We start from the raw sequence: 16,261 nt of genomic DNA on the forward strand, positions 1-16,261 counted from the left end.
AGAGCTGGGAGAAACCTAGCTCTCATTACTTTCATTATTATCGTTGGTGCTTGTCGCAGGCGTGGCATTCCGCGGTTCTGCAAGGCCAAGGCTTTTCAGCTTACGGTGCAAAGCAGAGCGTTCCATACCGATGAAAGATGCCGTTCTCGAAATATTGCCCGAGAAACGACGGATCTGCACCCGAAGATATTCACGTTCAAATGTTTCGCGGGCTTCTCTTAGGGGCGTGCCGATGATTGAACGGGTGGATTGTCCATCTGCAGTTAAACTATTTTGGTCGCCAAGGACTTCTGATGGCAGCATATCGACATCAATCCGGCTTAAACGGTCACCCGGTGCCAAAATGATTGTCCGTTCTACGACGTTACGAAGCTGTCTGACGTTACCCGGCCAATCATAGGCCTGTAGAGCAGCCAATGCCTCTTCGGACACCTGAGGCGTGGCTACACGCCGTTCTGTGGCATAATGGGCAACAAAATAATCAATTAAGACCGGAATATCTTCTCGACGATCAGCTAATGCCGGTAAATGCACCGGAACAACATTCAGGCGATAATAGAGGTCTTCGCGGAAGCGGCCTTCTGCTATTTCCCGCGCGAGATCACGCGCGGTTGCTGAAACAACCCGAACATCCACCTTGACCGTCCGTTCTCCGCCAACCCGCATAAAGCTTTGGTCGGTCAGAACCCGTAAAATCTTGGCTTGGGTCGGAATAGGCATATCGGCAATTTCATCCAGAAAAAGCGTTCCGCCATGGGCTTTTTCTAACAGTCCAGGACGAACAACGCCCTGACTGTCTTCCATTCCGAATAATTCTTCTTCGACCCGTTCCGGCTCCATCCATGCCGCCGAGACGACAATGAAGGGTGCTGAAGCTCTTGGGCTCCACATATGAAGTAATCGAGCGGCCACTTCTTTACCGACACCCGCAGGCCCCGTAATCAGAACGCGACTGCCCGTTCCGGCAACCCGTTTCAGGGTGGCGCGCACATGGTTGATCGCGCTGGAATTGCCGGTCAATTCTTCAGTATGGCCAATCTTGGCTTTTAGTGAAGCATTTTCCTGCCGCAACCGTTCGGTTTCGGTCGCTCTTTCAACCAGCAATAATAACCGTTCGGCTTCAAAGGGTTTTTCGATAAAATCTACAGCCCCCTGACGAATGGCAGTTACGGCCGTATCAATATTACCGTGACCAGAAATAACCAGGACGGGCAAAGTTGGATCACGCCGTTTAATTTCATCCAGTAGCTCAAGCCCATCGAGCTTTGAGCCTTTCAGCCAGACATCGAGAAGAACGAGTGATGGTCGCCTTTCTGCCAAAGCCTGTAAAGTCGCATCACTGTCCGCAGCCGTTCTTGTGGCATAGCCTTCATCATCAAGAACCCCCGCTACCAGTTCACGAATGTCCATTTCATCATCAACGACCAGAATTTCTAGCGCCATTATTCGCTCCTTGATCGGGTAAGTCCAGGAATAGCGGGTTCCTGATTTCGTATTCCCTTGTCTGCTACACTTTCGATTGTTACCGGCGCAAGCGCTACCAGATCAAAAGAAAGACGCACGATTGTTCCGCCACCTTCGCGGTCTGAAAAAGTTAACGTTCCGGCATGTTCCTCAACAATCTTTTTAACAATAGCCAAGCCTAATCCAGTTCCTCGGACACGGGTTGTCATATAGGGTTCTGTCAGTCTTTCCCGCTCCTTTGGCAGACCAATGCCATCATCGGCAACCTCTATAATCAGATGGCTGTCTTCGCGCTGTAAAGTCATCCAGACATGGCCTGAACCACTGCGATCATTTTCTTCGATCGCTTCGACAGCATTTTTGACTAGGTTGGTCAAAGCCCGCCCCAACTGCCGCCGGTCGCAAACCATAAAAGGTAAATCTTCCTGTGTTTCAAAAACGAACCCGATTTGCGGATGGGCAACCTCATGCAAAAACAAAGCATGACGGCCGATATCGTTTATGGATTCCTTCCTGAATACAGGCTTGGGCATTCGGGCAAAGGATGAAAATTCATCCACCATCCGCCGTAAATCGCCCACTTGTCTGACAATAGTACTGGTCAAACGGCTAAAAGTTTCTTCATCCGATGTAATCTGTTTACCATAGCGCCGTTGCAAACGCTCGGCAGCAAGCTGGATCGGGGTAAGCGGGTTCTTGATTTCATGCGCAATCCGACGCGCAACATCGGCCCATGCGGCGGAACGCTGATCGGCTAATTGCTGGGTAATATCATCAAAAGTTAAAACATGATTGTCGGCGGCTCTGACCACTCTGACCGCAAATATGCGGGGTTCATTATCCACCAGAATATGAACGATGCTGTCTCCGGCCTGTTGTTCCAGAAGGCTATCCAGTTCCGGTGCGATATTACCAAGCGCTTCGCCGATTAATGTCTTTTCATCCGCTTTTAATAGACGTTGCGCTGACAGATTAACGAGTTGAATGATATGTTGGCTATTGACCGATAACACACCCGCAGAAACGCCAGACAACACCGCTTCCGTGAAAGCACGGCGGCTATTTAAAAGGTAATTGGCGGACATCAAAGCGCTAGTTTGTTCTTCCAGCTTATTCGCCATACGGTTAAAGGCAGAGCCCAATGTTCCGATTTCATCGCGATTATGTTTAAGATGGGTACGCGCCCCTAGATCGCCGGAACCAATCCGTCGAACCGCTTCCACCATATGGGAAATCGGTCGAACAATACGGTCAGCGACCACAAAGGCGATGTAAATCGCAATAGCTACAATCAAAAGTGAAACGACCAGCAAAGCCCCGTTAAAGCGAATTTGTAAAACACGGGAGCTTTCAACCAAACGGTTATAGTCGCCCAAAGCTGTTTTTGCGCGTGATGCTTGTAGTAGCACGACAGGATCCAGTTGCCGCGAAATGTAAATATACAGTCTGGATTTGGCATCTAAAAGAATAATAGCCTCAATCCGATCCCCAGAGGCAATCGATGTGTGCGGTTGTCTATCCCGTAAAGTGGACACAAGTTTGGCTGGAAGACGATTTTCTAAAGGACGGGTATCTGTCAGGGCACCCGCCAACATAATGGGAGCACCCGTGTCGGATGGCGGCATCTGTAATAATGCGACTTCATTCAAACCCCGATTGATAAGCTGCATAAAAATAAAGCGGCTCCAACGTGGATCTTCAATCGGCGCTTGGGACAAAGCCGCCTTGAAATCGTTAGGCATGGCGTTCAAATCGCCAATAATCCGGTCTGTATTCTCTTTCACATAGGATTGCGCCACCCGATCAGCATTAGCCAAAATGGTGCGCGCGCTGTCCGAAAACCAAAAAGAAACGCCATATTGAAATAAGAGAGAGGCAAAGATAACCACCAGCAAAGTCGGCACCGCCGCGACGATAGAGAAGATAGCCACCAATCGGACATGAAGCCGCCCTCGCCCCCCTAAAGGCGATTTCGCGGCACGTCTTAACGCCAGTTTTCGGGCGAGCAACACCATCAGCATCATAGCAGGCACCAGATTGGCTACCAATAAAGACGCGATGATCAATGGGCTGAGCGGTTTTGCTGGCATGCCATGATACATGGCCAATCTGTAGCTGAAAAAAGAGATAATCAGGCAAGCCGCAAAGGTAAGTGTCTCCGCCCATGCAGGAAAGCGGCGATAGATAAAATAACAAAGCTTTCTTTTTGAAAAAGGCCATATACGGATTTTTGTCCGCTGTGCCTTCGTCGTTAAGTCGGGGCTTTCTATAGGTCTATCCTCCATCATCGTTGCAACGATACTACAAAGACGATGCAATCAAAACACAATCAGATTTAATTTGATATATTTTTTGCCTAAAATCACAATGTTAAAAAAGATGATTTACTCTTTTAGAAAGAATAACCCCGCGTTTTTCTAAAAGTTATTGGGGTCAATCTGGCGATTAAGGCATTTTTGGCGAAGCGTATTTCGGTTAATGCCGAGTAATTTTGCGGCTTTTATCCGGTTGCCGCCAACAGCGCGCAAGGCAACTTTTAACAAAGGCTTTTCGACTTCGGAAAGAATTTGCTCCCACAAACCATCTGGCGGCAAACTTTCCCCGAAAACGGCAAAGTAATAGAGCAAATGCGCTTCCATGGCATCGGCCAAGCCTTGTTCTGGGACAGCAACCTTCCCGCCACCCAAATGAAGCGGCAAGGTTATTTCGGGTGTTTTTCTGGCATTATCCATGAAAATAAATCCGTCAGGCTGCAATCTGGCTTAACCAAGGCCGATAAAATTCAGCCAGCATTTTTTTGACCATTTCAGGATTTTCTTCACGGTTAACGTTATTACGGAATTCCGCCGAAGCCGGTAATCCCTTGGTATACCAACCGATATGTTTACGAGCGAGATTAACGCCGGTAACGGAGCCATAACAGCTTAACATATGGTCGTAATGCTCGGTAATGGTGCGATATTGTTCGTCAATAGAAGGCGCATCAGCCACCTCACCTGTGGTCAGCCCTTGCATCAACTGGGATAACAGCCAAGGTTTTCCATAACTGCCACGCCCGACCATGATGCCATCCGCCTTTGATTGTTCAAGTGCAGTTTTGGCATCTTCCAGATTATTGATATCGCCATTCACGATTACGGGTATCGATACCGCCTCTTTGACTTTTTGAACAAAAGCCCAATCGGCATGCCCTTTATAAAGCTGATTACGGGTGCGACCATGCACGGTTACCATCTGAACCCCGATATCTTCGGCAATTCGAGCCAGTTCGGGTGCATTAAGGCTGTTCAAATCCCAACCCATCCGCATTTTTAAAGTGACAGGCAAAGTCACAGCCTTCACCGTGGCTTCGATAATGGTCGCCGCCAGCTTTAAATCACGCATCAAGGCTGAACCGGCATCGCCGCTAACGATTTTTCTGACCGGACAGCCCATATTGATATCAATAATAGCCGCACCACGATCCTGATTGAGTTTGGCTGATTCGGCCATATCGTCTGGCGTGCAGCCCACTAACTGAACAGAGATCGGTTCTTCTTCGGGATCCCATGTGGATTTTTGCAAGGATTGGCGCGTTTCCCGAATCATGGCCTGACTGGCGATCATTTCGGTCACATTAAGGCCAGAGCCGTAACGACGAACAATCCGACGGAAAGGCAAATCAGTAACGCCCGTCATCGGCGCCAAAATAACGGGATTATCAATCCGGACAGAACCTATTTGAATAGGCGAAATCAAATTATCTGTGGGCTGGTTTTCACGGCTGGTCATGCGGCTATGGTTAGCTTGCTTTAAAAATAGAGACAAGCTTTCCTTGCCAAAAATGGCTTTATAAAAGGCAAACTATTGCATAAAAACGGCAATTCAAAGAACCGATAACTATATTGCAAGCATCAAAAAAAAGCTTAAGGCTCGGCAGGTAATGATGAAAAAAACAGAAAATATTGCGCTTATTGTGGCCGCCGGTCAGGGCAAACGTGCCGGTGAAGGTTTACCGAAACAATATCGAAAAATCGCAGGCAAAGCGATTTTGGCACATGCTATTGATAACCTGCTAGCTCATCCTGAGATTGATACTGTGCAGGTCGTTATCGCAGACGGGCATCAAGATTTATATAAAGAAGCCATTGGTGCAAGATCCCTGCCCGCGCCCGTTATAGGCGGTGTTTTTAGGCGCGATTCCGTGATTAATGGCTTAAAAGCAGCACATGATAGCCATTACAAACAGGTGTTCATTCACGATGCTGCGCGTCCTTTCCTGCCCAAAGCAGTAATAGATCGCTTATTGGATGCTTTAAAAACTGAGAAAGCCGCTATTCCAGTTTTACCTGTTGTCGATACCTTGATCGATCAGGAAGCTAAAGCCGTTGACCGCAGTCTGTTTCATCGCGTTCAAACCCCACAGGCCTTTGACCTTGAAACCGTTATTGCGGCCCATCAAGCTTGGACAGGCAGCGAAGAGCCAACCGATGATGCACAAGTCGTTCGAGCCTTTGGCAAAAAAATTGCCTTGGTAACGGGCGACAGGATGCTAGAGAAACTGACTTACCCTGCTGATTTTGCTGTAGCCGAGGCTCAAATGACTGAAAAAATGGTTTCTGTTTGTGGTTCCGGTTTCGATGTCCATTGTTTCGAACCCGGCGATCATATCATGTTGGGCGGCATTAAAATCCCGCATGATCATGGTCTGGCTGGTCATTCCGATGCGGATGTTGCCCTTCATGCTTTAACGGATGCCTTGCTGGGCGCCATTGGTGATGGTGATATCGGCACCCATTTCCCGCCCAGTGATCCCCAATGGAAAGGCGCAAATTCGACCCAATTCCTGCAACATGCGGTAAATCTTGCCAAAAAAGCGGGTGCCATTATCGATCACGCTGATGTTACGGTTATCTGTGAAGCGCCAAAGGTAGGTCCTTATAGACCCGCAATGAGAGCACATATCGCCCAAATTTTGGGATTACACGAACAGCGGGTCAGCATAAAAGCGACCACTACCGAAAAATTGGGTTTCACAGGGCGCAAGGAAGGTATTGCGGCGCAGGCCGTAACCAGTATTCGCTTACCTGCTATTTTGTGCTAATTAGTCTTTCCATGAATCCTGTTATTCGTCACTCGATAGCGCTTGTCGCCTGCTTTGTCGGGACAGGGGCTATGTCTGCCGCAGCTCAAGCGGCAGAGAGTCAATGTATGACCCATGCCGAGGCTCAGGCCTTAATGGAAACGGCGTTACCTGGCTTGCTGCAAGGTGCAAAGCAGCAATGCGCTTCGGTATTGGGTAGTGATGCCTATTTGCTAAAACAGGAACCTGCCCTCAGCAAGCGTTTCCGTAAGGAAAGCGAAGCTGATTGGCCAACGGCTAAGGCGGCCTTTGACCGTCTTGGTGGGTCGGCAGTTTCTGATATGGGGGATGCGGGCAAAAGGACGGCGATAGAAACCATGGTTTCCGGAATCGTCAGCCAAAAAATGAAGCCGCAATCCTGTGGAATAGTGAACAGTTTTCTGCCCGCTTTGGCAGAGCAGCCTGCCAACAAAATCGGGGATGTTTCTATTTCCACATTCACCTTGATAAAAAAATTCGGCAAGGTCGGGCGAATTTTGCCTTTTGATATTTGTTCGGGAGATTAAACCGATGACTATGGACAACAACCAGACGGATGGCATGTCCTCTCAGCCTTCTGATACAGAAAATGAAGCGTTGCAGTCCCAAAAGGCAGACCAACAGGATATTTCTGCCCAAGATAGTGAAAATATAGAAAAGACTATCCAGAATATGGAAGCAAAACAGCCGCAGGAAAGCATCCATTACAATCTGCCGAATGAACTGGTTACCCGCGCTAGTCTGGTCATAGATGCCAACCGCGCCGCCGGTCAGCGAATTGCCGTTGCAGAAAGCTGCACGGGCGGTCTTGTTATGGCTGCCTTGACCGAAGTACCGGGGGCTTCCGATGTTTTTGACGCCGGTTTCGTCACCTATGCCAATCAGGCCAAAATTGATTTATTGAATATCAGTCAGGATGTCATCGAAACTTTCGGGTCGGTGTCTTTGGCGGTGGCTTGGGCCATGGCACGCAACGCCGTTGAAAAGAGCGATGCTGATATTGCGGTTGCGATTACTGGTATTGCGGGGCCGACCGGCGGCGATGAAAGAAAGCCTGTAGGCACGGTTGTTTTCGCACGAGCAAGACGGGATGCTGATCCCAACGAAGTCGTCGCCGAGCAGAAATCTTTTGGTGATATTGGCCGTTCAGGTATCCGTTTACAGGCAGCCTTAAGCGCTCTTAGCCTGTTGATGCCGGATGCGTCGATTTCTCAAGGGTAATATCGTCTATTTAATAAAGCCATAAAGCACGTTGCTCGCTTTATGGCTTTATTTTTAAAAGATACTCTGGCCTTATTTTTAAAAGATACTCTGGCCTTTATTCGGGCGAGCTTCCCAATATAAAGGCTAGATCCCTAATCTTCTAAAATTCAGGCCTTTGAAGCGCCATAAAGGCTATTGGCTCGATCTTCAAAAGCTTGAGCCATCTTCTGAACTGCCCGATCAAAAAACTGTCCGGCAAGCGCTTCAAAAATTTTCGATTTAAAAGAAAAATCGACCATAAAATCTAGTCGGGTTTTTCCCTCGCCTTCCTCGGTGAAATGCCATTCATTATGCAAATGCGATAAGGGGCCGTCGATATATTCCACGGATACCAAATGCGGTGAATCAAGCGTCACTTGAGAGGTAAAGCTTTCGCGAAAAGCTTTAAAACCAACGATTAGATCGGCCGTCATTTTATTTTCTTCACGCGAACGGATTCTGACCGCGATCACCCATGGCAAAAATTCAGGATAGCGTGTGACATCCGCGACCAGATCAAAAAGCTGTTGTGCCGTATATGGCAGTATTTTTGATTCTGTATAATGCGGCATCAGGCATCCTTTCCGCGATTTTTAGCCGCGATCTTTTCCAGTTTTTTCTGGCGGGCTTCTTTTAAACGGGCAAAATCAGCCCCTGCATAATAACTGGAACGGGTTAATGGAGACGAGGCCACCATTGAGAACCCTTTGGCACGGGCGGTGGACGCATAGGCGTTAAATTGGTCTGGGGTCACAAATTCTTCGACCCGAACATGACGCGGAGTTGGTTGCAGATATTGCCCCAAGGTCAGAAAATCGACATCGGCTTGCCGCATATCGTCCATCACCTGATTTACTTCTATCCGGTCTTCACCCAATCCCAGCATTAAACCTGATTTGGTAAAAATGGATGGATCACGTTCCCGCACTTTTTCCAAAAGACGTAACGAAGTGAAATAACGCGCCCCCGGGCGGATGGTCGGGTAAAGCCGCGGCACGGTTTCAAGATTGTGATTGAACACATCAGGCCGCGCTTTGACAATTATATCCAAAGCATGATCGGGCTTGCCACGAAAATCAGGAGTCAAAATTTCGATGGTTGTGTTTGGGGTTCTTGCCCTAACCGCTTCGATCACTTTCACAAATTGCGAAGCGCCGCCGTCTTCGAGATCATCACGATCTACCGATGTAATAACAATATGTTCCAAATGCATTTCGGCGGCGACATCGGCAACATGGCCGGGTTCCAAAGGATTAACTTTGTCAGGATGGCCAGTCTTTACGTTGCAAAAAGCACAGGCACGCGTGCAGACTTCGCCCAAAATCATCACCGTTGCCTGCTTTTTCTTCCAACATTCTCCAATATTGGGGCAAGCGGCCTCTTCACACACAGTCGCCAATCCTAGTTTCCGGATTAGGCCATGCGTTTCATTAAAGGCAGCGCCACCGGGAGAACGGACACGAAGCCAGTCCGGTTTACGCAGTATCGAGGAACCAGAATCGGATACGCTGGTTCTTTCATCGGGTGCGGGGTTTTTACTCATGCCCTATATTTAACGACACCTTTCGTTACTTGCCAGTCCGACAAGACACAGGCACAAGATAATTATAAATTTTTCATTCTATGAAGAAAGATTTTTTCTATGATAGACTTTCAGAAACTGATTATGGGATATCAGCGTTTCCGTAGCGGTGACTGGACAGACCAACATGACCGTTGGGAACAGTTGTCCAAAGGCCAAAGCCCGAAAGTGTTGGTCATCGCCTGTTCTGACAGTCGTGTTGACCCAGCCCAGATATTTGACACCAACCCCGGTGAAATTTTCGTTGTTCGGATTGTTGGCGCTTTGGTGCCCCCCTATGAAAGAGAATTAGGCCATCATGGTGTGTCAGCCGCCATTGAATACGCCATAACCAAACTGGAAGTCAGCGATGTCCTGATCATGGGACATGGTGCCTGTGGTGGTATTAAGGCTTCTTTGGAAGGTACCGGCAGCGAAGATGAAGCTGATGACTTTTTCATCAAAAGCTGGATATCCTTGTTGGATGAAGCGCGTGATAAAGTTGTTGCCGAACATGGTCATGAACCCGATGTTGCCTGCCGCCTTGAACATGAAGGCGTTAGAACCAGCATCAAGAATTTGCGCAGCTTCCCCTTCGTTCAGGATCGCGAAGCCGCCGGTACGCTTAACTTGCATGGTGGGTGGTTTGCGATCGAAAATGGCTCTTTGCATCTTCTTGATCCGAAAACTAACGAATTCGCGAAACTTTAGGCCTATCCTATCCCGATGAATCAGCTTGCTTATTTCGGGATAGCCCTTTTGGCTATGCTCCTTAACACCAGTGTTTCTTTGGTTATGGGGCAAGCCTTTTCTCATACCGCTTTTGCTTCGGTGATGGCGATTGGTTATGGCTTAGCCACTTGTTTGCTTATTATTCTGCAAGGCCATCCTCCGGCTATTTCGGGTAAAAAATGGCTTTGTGGTTTTGCAATTGGGTCTTTGCAATCGGCCTCTTTCTATCTTGAAATGGCCGGATTGCTAAAAATAGGCGCCCATCAAACAGCCGCCATCATGGCGTTTGTGGTCGTTATTGCCTTTTTATTCCAATATCAAAAATCCGCTTTTTCATGGCGCAATAGCGCGATCGCGATAGCTGCCTTCTGTGCTTTGGGGGCGTTATCTGTAATGGCGCATCCGGTTTGGCCAAAAAGCTGGAATAGTGGTTATGGTTTGGTTTTGATGGCTGCTGTGGCTCTTGCAGCTTTCTTTTACGGCAATCATTATGTCTTGAAGAAGCATATTATTGATCCGGTTTCTTTGGCCATTATCAGCCTGTTAACCCAAACGATATGGATAACCCCTGCGGCGCTATTTTTGACCCGTCCGTTACCGCTTGATTTTCATTCAGGGGTATTTTTCGGTTTATTGATATTGGCCGTTTTAATGGCGGCGGCGCAATTTTGCTTAAATAAAGCGCAACAGGCGATTGCAGCTTTCCCAATGACGCTTATTTTTGCGATAGAGCCTTTTGTCAGTAGTCTTTTTCTATGGATAAAAGGTCGCTCGTTACCGCCTTTTATCGGTATCGCCGCCGGATTATTATTGATCGCGTTATGCTTGGCGCGTCCTTGGGTCATTCGGGGTAGAAAACCCGCTATTCTTCCTCTTATTCCGCGAAAATAAAAAAGGCATAGCCGCCTTTTAAAGACAGCTATGCCTTAGGCATAAAGAATTATTGGCCAGCGACCATCAATCCATCAACCCGCAAGGTCGGGACTTCTGTGCCACGACGAAAACGCAGATCATTGGCAGGAGTCATCTGCATAAAGATATCTTTTAAATTACCAGCAACTGTGATTTCAGCCACAGGTTCCGCAATCTGACCATCGCGAATAACAAAACCAGATGCACCACGGCTGTAATCGCCTGTAATCATATTGACACCACTGCCAATCATTTCAGTCACGTAAATGCCCTGCTTGATATCCGACATCAGTGCTTCTGGCGTAATTTTGCCAGCATCAAGATAAAGATTAGCCGTACCTGTTGAAGGCGGGCCACCGACACCCCGTCTAGCATTTCCAGTCGGTTGCATTCCTAACTGACGGGCAGCCGCAGAATCAAGCAACCAACCTGTCAGGCGGCCTTGTTCGATGATATCACGTGGCTTGGTCGGTAAACCTTCACCATCAAAAAGACGGGAAGCAATGCCCCTCTTCTTCCAAGGATCTTCTTTAATGGTGATCCCTTCATTGAAAACCGATTGACCAAGGCTATCCAATAAAAAGCTGGTTTTACGAGTAATCGCGCTGCCACTAATGGCCTGAATAAGATAGGATAAAAAGCTGCTGCCTACCCGTGGATCAAAAATAATCGGCATTTGATCACTATCAATCCGTGTCGGATTTAAGCGCGCAATCGTCCGCTCAGCGGCTCTTTTACCAATGATCTCGGCCGGATCAAGATCTTCAAAATAACGCGTGGTGTGAAAATCATAATCACGCTGCATATGAACATCCTGTCCTGCGATCACACAGGCAGAACAACCATAGCTTGAAGAACTGGAACCGCGTGTAAAACCATCACTGGTGGCAAGGGCGAAAATAGTCCTTCCGGCGCTGGCGGAAGCCCCTTCACTATTGGTAATACCCTCAACAGAACGCGCTGCATCTTCGGCTTTTAAAGCCATTTCGCGCAAAACAGGCGGGGCTATTTCTTTACCGTCATCGCTTTCGATCTCTGGCCCTATGCCTTGCATCAGCAATTCTTTGGGTGCCAGTCCTTCCCATTTATCTTCTGGAGCTTCGCGCGCCATGGCGACCGCTCTTTCCACCAAAGCGTCCAAAGCTTCCTGTGAGAAATCAGAAGAAGAAACGCTGGCTGACCGATGACCAACAAACAGTCTTAATCCGATTTCGGCGCCTTCGGAACGGCCAACATCTTCAAGTTGTCCCAAACGAATGGAAACATCTTGAGACTGACCTTCGACGAAAACAACATCTGCCGCATCAGCTCCGGCTCGACATGCAGCAGCCACCAAACGGGCTGCCTGTTCTTCTGCTTGCGATATAGTTAACATAGTATTGGAATAAGCGAATAGGTTAAGAGATAACAGCTAATTTTTAAAAAAATGCCCCTCTTTCATAAGGATTTTGTCCGTCTGAAAGAGAGGCATTATTCTTTAATAAAAAGACCGAAATAAGGATCAAACCTTATTTAGAAGGCTGTATACCCGCTTCTGCTTCGGTAATCGTTGCCAGATTATGGCCGCGATAGGTACCGGTCTGGGCTTTCAAAAAGGCGACAATATCCTGAACGTCTTTTTCAGGAATTTGACCTTTTGACGTCTGATAACGCACCATCTGACGAACGGCATCTTCCAAAGTCTTGGCGCTGCCATCATGGAAGTAAGGTGCCGTCAGCTCAACGTTACGCAATGTCGGCACATTGAAACGATGCTGATCCAATGGGTTATGAGTTTGTGCAAAACGGCCTTCATCTGCATCAGTCGGATGTCCGCGCTTGGCGAAATAGTCGCTTTCCAGACCCATGACTTCAAAGCTTTGACCACCCATGGCCTTACCGACATGGCAAGATGCACAATTCAGATCTTTGAATAACGCATAACCGCGTTTTTCCTGATCATTGATGGCGGTTTCGTTGCCCTTCAAATATTGATCAAAACGGCTGTCAGGCGTCACCAAAGTGGCTTCATAAGCCCCAATAGCATTGGTAATGCGTTCTTGATTGGCTTCCCCACCATAAACACGCATGAAGGCTTCTTTATATCCGGGGTGTGCCATGACACGGGCGCTGACTTCTTTCCAGTCATGCGAACCCATTTCTAAAGGATTCATCACAGGACCAGCGGCCTGATCCGGTAAATCCTTTGCACGACCATCCCAGAATTGCAGCTTTTTATAAACCGCATTGTAAACCGTCGGTACGTTAATGGGTCCCTGTTGTCCCTTGATACCGGTTGCTGTCACCAGATTATCGACACCGCCCTTATTCAGGCCGTGGCAACTGGCACAGTTCAACGTGCCATCACCCGAAAGCTGTTTATCAAAGAACAGGCGTTCCCCAAGGGCGATTTTGTCTTTATTCGAAAAATCAGCCGCCGGAATAGGTTGAATGGGTTCACCTTGGAACTGGGGAGCGACCCCTGCCGTATCATAATTTTTGATACGGGTTTCCTTGATCCAGTCCAGCATAGCTTTTTTGCCCTTTTCACCAAGGGCAGCATGCCAATGCATCATCAGATACATTTTCGGTGGCATCATATCATGTTCAACAACGAACTGCATCCGTGCCAAAGATTCTTCATCAACTGGCTCGCCTTTTTCCAAGGCATTTAAAACCGGCTGAATCTGGAAATGCTGTAGCCCCTTTTTAATATCGCGCTGCATAAGCTGTTTGGCGACTGGCAGGCTGGCATAAAAAGGCAATTTGGTATCTTTGGTATGACAATAATCGCAGCGTGCTTCTGCAATCGTATCAAAAGCAGCCATGGCCTTTGGATTGTTATTCGTCGGTGACAAAGATGAAAGTTTCGGCGCCGTTTCATGGTCGTAATGAACAAGATATGAGGTCGCCGCCCCGTAGGCAACTACCGCCAACACGACAGCAGAACCCAATAAAGCCTTAATATTCATAAAATCTTGCTTCACCCCTCGTTATCTTGTTCAATGCTAGGGATAATTGAATCTCGGCTACAAAATTATAGTATCCGATTTCCTTGCGAAGAAAATTGACCCCTTATTCTGTCACAAGTTAACAAAAATAGACTATTATTCCAAGATATAAACCTTGTCCCTTTTAGAGTAATAGACATAATTGTTATTTCAATTTTTAATAATTCTTGCCTGTTTTGATGATGCCAATAGTTATCATTAAGCCTTTAGCAGAATACTGGCTCTTTACGCCCATTTAAACGGATAATTCATTGGAAATATTAGCTATATTTACAAAAATTTCCAATCATTAAGGCAAGGCAATTCGGTAAGAGAAACATAAATCAAAAGGTGGCCTTAACAGAAATAAAGCCACCTCTAAATTTTTTAGAATATAAAAAAGACGATTGTTTTTATTTTACCCATTGGTCAGGCGTATAGCCTTGGGCAAAAAGGATCGCCGTCATATCGCCATAGCTGATATGCGCATCGGAATGTGAAACCGTGCGTGGTTTTGCATGATAAGCCACACCAAGACCCGCCGCTTCAATCATCGGAATGTCATTGGCACCATCACCCAAGGTAATAGTTTCTTCAAGCTTGATGCCGAAGCGATTGCATTCTTCCTGCAAAATTTCTTTTTTGGTTTCAGGGCCTAAAATCGGATCAAGAACCTGACCTGTCAGGGTGTCACCTTCAAATTCCAAGGTATTAGCAAAGGCTTTTTCAAAACCGATTTCTTTGGCAACCGGTACCGCGAAATCAAGAAAACCACCGGAAACCAAGAAGCAATGTGCGCCATTGGCATTCATTGTCTGGATCAGGGTTTTCACCCCTGGCGTCAGATGGATGCGGTCGCGAACACATTCTTCAATAATTGATGTTTTCAAACCAGCCAGCAGCTTGGTTCTGGCTTTCAGAGATTCATCAAAGTTCAACTCCCCACGCATGGCGCGGATCGTGATTTCTTCGGACTCTTTTCTGAAACCGGCATAATCAGCCAGTTCATCCATGCATTCATCAGCAATAGCCGTTGAATCCATGTCGGATATCAGCAGTTTTTTGCGACGATGTTCGTCATTTTGGACAAAAACATCTACGCCCGCCATAAAATCGGCAAAAACAACCCGTGCATCAGCCAGAGTGATACCGTCCAAAGACAGATCAACTGCTTTTTCTGGTGCCAGCCATTTTTGATCCCCGATTTTAGCCCCTTTTGCGGCCAGAATTGATTGGGCATGATCAAGAGCATCTACGGGCAAGGATTTTGCTGCTATCAATGTAGCAATGAGCATATCCGAATCTCCTAAAAAACATTCAGTTCTCCTCATCGCAGGCCCAACAGCAAGCGGCAAGTCGCAATTAGCTATTGCAATGGGGATGAAAGCAAACGGCATCATTATCAATGCCGATGCTTCGCAATTATATACTGATCTAAAAATCTTAACAGCCCGTCCAAGCGATGAGGACGAAAAAATATTACCCCATCGCTTATTTGGAATTCAGGATGGTAGTGAACCCGCTTCGGCTGTTTTTTGGGCAGAACTCGCAAAAAAAGAAATAAAACAAGCCCATGAAAAGGGAAAACTGCCTATTCTGGTCGGTGGTACTGGTCTTTATATCCGAACCTTGCTGGAAGGAATTGCGCCGATACCAGATATTGACCCAGAAATTCGTTCTGAAGTTCGGTCTATGACCGTAGAACAGGCCTATAATACATTACAGTTAGAGGACGAAAACGCCGCAAAAAGACTTCGTCCAACCGATAAAACGCGGATTATGCGCGCCTTGGAAGTGAAGCGTTCAACGGGTCACCCTTTGCATTATTGGCAGCAGAAAAAAACGGGCGGCATTGCTGATGAAATAAAATTGCAATCTTTCATCATTATACCCCCGTCAGATATCTTAAGGTCTCGGTGTGACAAAAGATTTGATCAAATGTTGGAACAAGGTGCCGAGAAAGAAGTTATTCGACTAGTAGGTCGTCAATTGTCAGCAGAATTACCGATTATGCGAGCTATTGGCGTAAGAGAAATCGTGTCTTATATAAGAGGGGAAATTGATCGATTAACAATGATCGAAAAAGCTAAGGCAGCAACCCGTCAATATGCCAAAAGGCAGAGAACGTGGTTCCGTCATCAGACGCCTGAAGGTTGGATAAAAATTTTCGATGACATCAATTTTAAAAAAATTGACGATTCCGCAATAAAATTATTATCAATATAGTTGACGTGAATAGTTTTATTCTTTTAAGGCCGTCCTCTACCTTTGCTGTTTTAA

The 16,261-nt window shown here is 47.1% G+C and carries 15 protein-coding genes; 6 read left to right on the top strand and 9 right to left on the bottom strand.

Annotation, left to right across the window (positions count from 1 at the left end; genetic code table 11):
- Positions 1–15: 15 nt before the first annotated feature.
- From FBY58_RS05410 to dusB, 4 genes are all read right to left on the bottom strand, one after another.
- Complete coding sequence (locus FBY58_RS05410) at positions 16–1,443, bottom strand: sigma-54 dependent transcriptional regulator (protein ID WP_141919838.1); 1,428 nt, start codon at positions 1,441–1,443, stop codon at positions 16–18.
- A complete protein-coding gene (locus FBY58_RS05415; RefSeq protein ID WP_141920626.1) occupies positions 1,443–3,752 on the bottom strand; it encodes an ATP-binding protein in 2,310 nt (769 codons plus the stop codon). The genes FBY58_RS05410 and FBY58_RS05415 overlap by 1 nt, the downstream gene beginning before the upstream one ends.
- 129 nt (positions 3,753–3,881) lie before the next feature.
- On the bottom strand, positions 3,882–4,196 hold the full coding sequence (locus tag FBY58_RS05420; RefSeq protein ID WP_141919839.1) for a helix-turn-helix domain-containing protein: 315 nt from the start codon (positions 4,194–4,196) through the stop codon (positions 3,882–3,884).
- 13 nt (positions 4,197–4,209) lie between these two features.
- On the bottom strand, positions 4,210–5,235 hold the full coding sequence (dusB, locus tag FBY58_RS05425) for a tRNA dihydrouridine synthase DusB (protein ID WP_141920627.1): 1,026 nt from the start codon (positions 5,233–5,235) through the stop codon (positions 4,210–4,212).
- Between the two features lie 151 nt (positions 5,236–5,386).
- On the opposite strand from dusB, the gene FBY58_RS05430 reads away from it, so the two are divergent.
- The 3 genes from FBY58_RS05430 to FBY58_RS05440 all read left to right on the top strand — a co-directional run bounded on the left by FBY58_RS05430 (position 5,387) and on the right by FBY58_RS05440 (position 7,786).
- Complete coding sequence (locus FBY58_RS05430; protein WP_141919840.1) at positions 5,387–6,547, top strand: bifunctional 2-C-methyl-D-erythritol 4-phosphate cytidylyltransferase/2-C-methyl-D-erythritol 2,4-cyclodiphosphate synthase; 1,161 nt, start codon at positions 5,387–5,389, stop codon at positions 6,545–6,547.
- Positions 6,541–7,092, top strand: coding sequence for a hypothetical protein (locus FBY58_RS05435; RefSeq protein WP_141919841.1), 552 nt, complete (start codon positions 6,541–6,543; stop codon positions 7,090–7,092). The genes FBY58_RS05430 and FBY58_RS05435 overlap by 7 nt, the downstream gene beginning before the upstream one ends.
- Before the next feature lie 145 nt (positions 7,093–7,237).
- Positions 7,238–7,786 carry a CinA family protein gene (locus FBY58_RS05440; RefSeq protein WP_260432179.1) on the top strand — a complete coding sequence of 183 codons (549 nt, stop codon included), beginning with the start codon at positions 7,238–7,240 and terminating at the stop codon, positions 7,784–7,786.
- A 149-nt stretch (positions 7,787–7,935) separates the two neighbouring features.
- Here FBY58_RS05440 and FBY58_RS05445 read toward each other — a convergent pair whose 3' ends face one another.
- Both FBY58_RS05445 and lipA read right to left on the bottom strand, forming a co-directional pair.
- Positions 7,936–8,379 (bottom strand): type II toxin-antitoxin system RatA family toxin, encoded by a 444-nt coding sequence (locus FBY58_RS05445; protein ID WP_141919843.1) that lies wholly within the window; start codon positions 8,377–8,379, stop codon positions 7,936–7,938.
- On the bottom strand, positions 8,379–9,350 hold the full coding sequence (gene lipA, locus FBY58_RS05450) for a lipoyl synthase (RefSeq protein WP_141919844.1): 972 nt from the start codon (positions 9,348–9,350) through the stop codon (positions 8,379–8,381). Before lipA ends, FBY58_RS05445 begins: the two co-directional genes overlap by 1 nt.
- 99 nt (positions 9,351–9,449) lie before the next feature.
- Between lipA and FBY58_RS05455 the strand changes: the two genes are divergently transcribed.
- Together FBY58_RS05455 and FBY58_RS05460 are read left to right on the top strand one after the other, a co-directional pair.
- A complete protein-coding gene (locus FBY58_RS05455; RefSeq protein ID WP_141919845.1) occupies positions 9,450–10,079 on the top strand; it encodes a carbonic anhydrase in 630 nt (209 codons plus the stop codon).
- Positions 10,080–10,094: 15 nt separating this feature from the next.
- Positions 10,095–10,991, top strand: a complete 897-nt coding sequence (locus FBY58_RS05460; protein ID WP_141919846.1) for a hypothetical protein — start codon at positions 10,095–10,097, stop codon at positions 10,989–10,991.
- Positions 10,992–11,040: 49 nt separating this feature from the next.
- Here FBY58_RS05460 and FBY58_RS05465 read toward each other — a convergent pair whose 3' ends face one another.
- The 3 genes from FBY58_RS05465 to serB form a co-directional block, all read right to left on the bottom strand.
- Positions 11,041–12,387, bottom strand: a complete 1,347-nt coding sequence (locus tag FBY58_RS05465) for a TldD/PmbA family protein (RefSeq protein ID WP_141919847.1) — start codon at positions 12,385–12,387, stop codon at positions 11,041–11,043.
- A 133-nt stretch (positions 12,388–12,520) separates the two neighbouring features.
- Positions 12,521–13,963 carry a cytochrome-c peroxidase gene (locus tag FBY58_RS05470; RefSeq protein ID WP_141919848.1) on the bottom strand — a complete coding sequence of 481 codons (1,443 nt, stop codon included), beginning with the start codon at positions 13,961–13,963 and terminating at the stop codon, positions 12,521–12,523.
- A 431-nt stretch (positions 13,964–14,394) separates the two neighbouring features.
- Positions 14,395–15,276, bottom strand: a complete 882-nt coding sequence (gene serB / locus FBY58_RS05475) for a phosphoserine phosphatase SerB (protein ID WP_141919849.1) — start codon at positions 15,274–15,276, stop codon at positions 14,395–14,397.
- On the opposite strand from serB, the gene miaA reads away from it, so the two are divergent.
- A complete protein-coding gene (gene miaA, locus FBY58_RS05480) occupies positions 15,269–16,207 on the top strand; it encodes a tRNA (adenosine(37)-N6)-dimethylallyltransferase MiaA (RefSeq protein ID WP_141919850.1) in 939 nt (312 codons plus the stop codon). The genes serB and miaA overlap by 8 nt on opposite strands.
- Positions 16,208–16,261 lie beyond the last annotated feature (54 nt).

This window comes from Zymomonas mobilis, from assembly GCF_006715975.1.
GTDB classification, from domain to species: domain Bacteria; phylum Pseudomonadota; class Alphaproteobacteria; order Sphingomonadales; family Sphingomonadaceae; genus Zymomonas; species Zymomonas mobilis_B.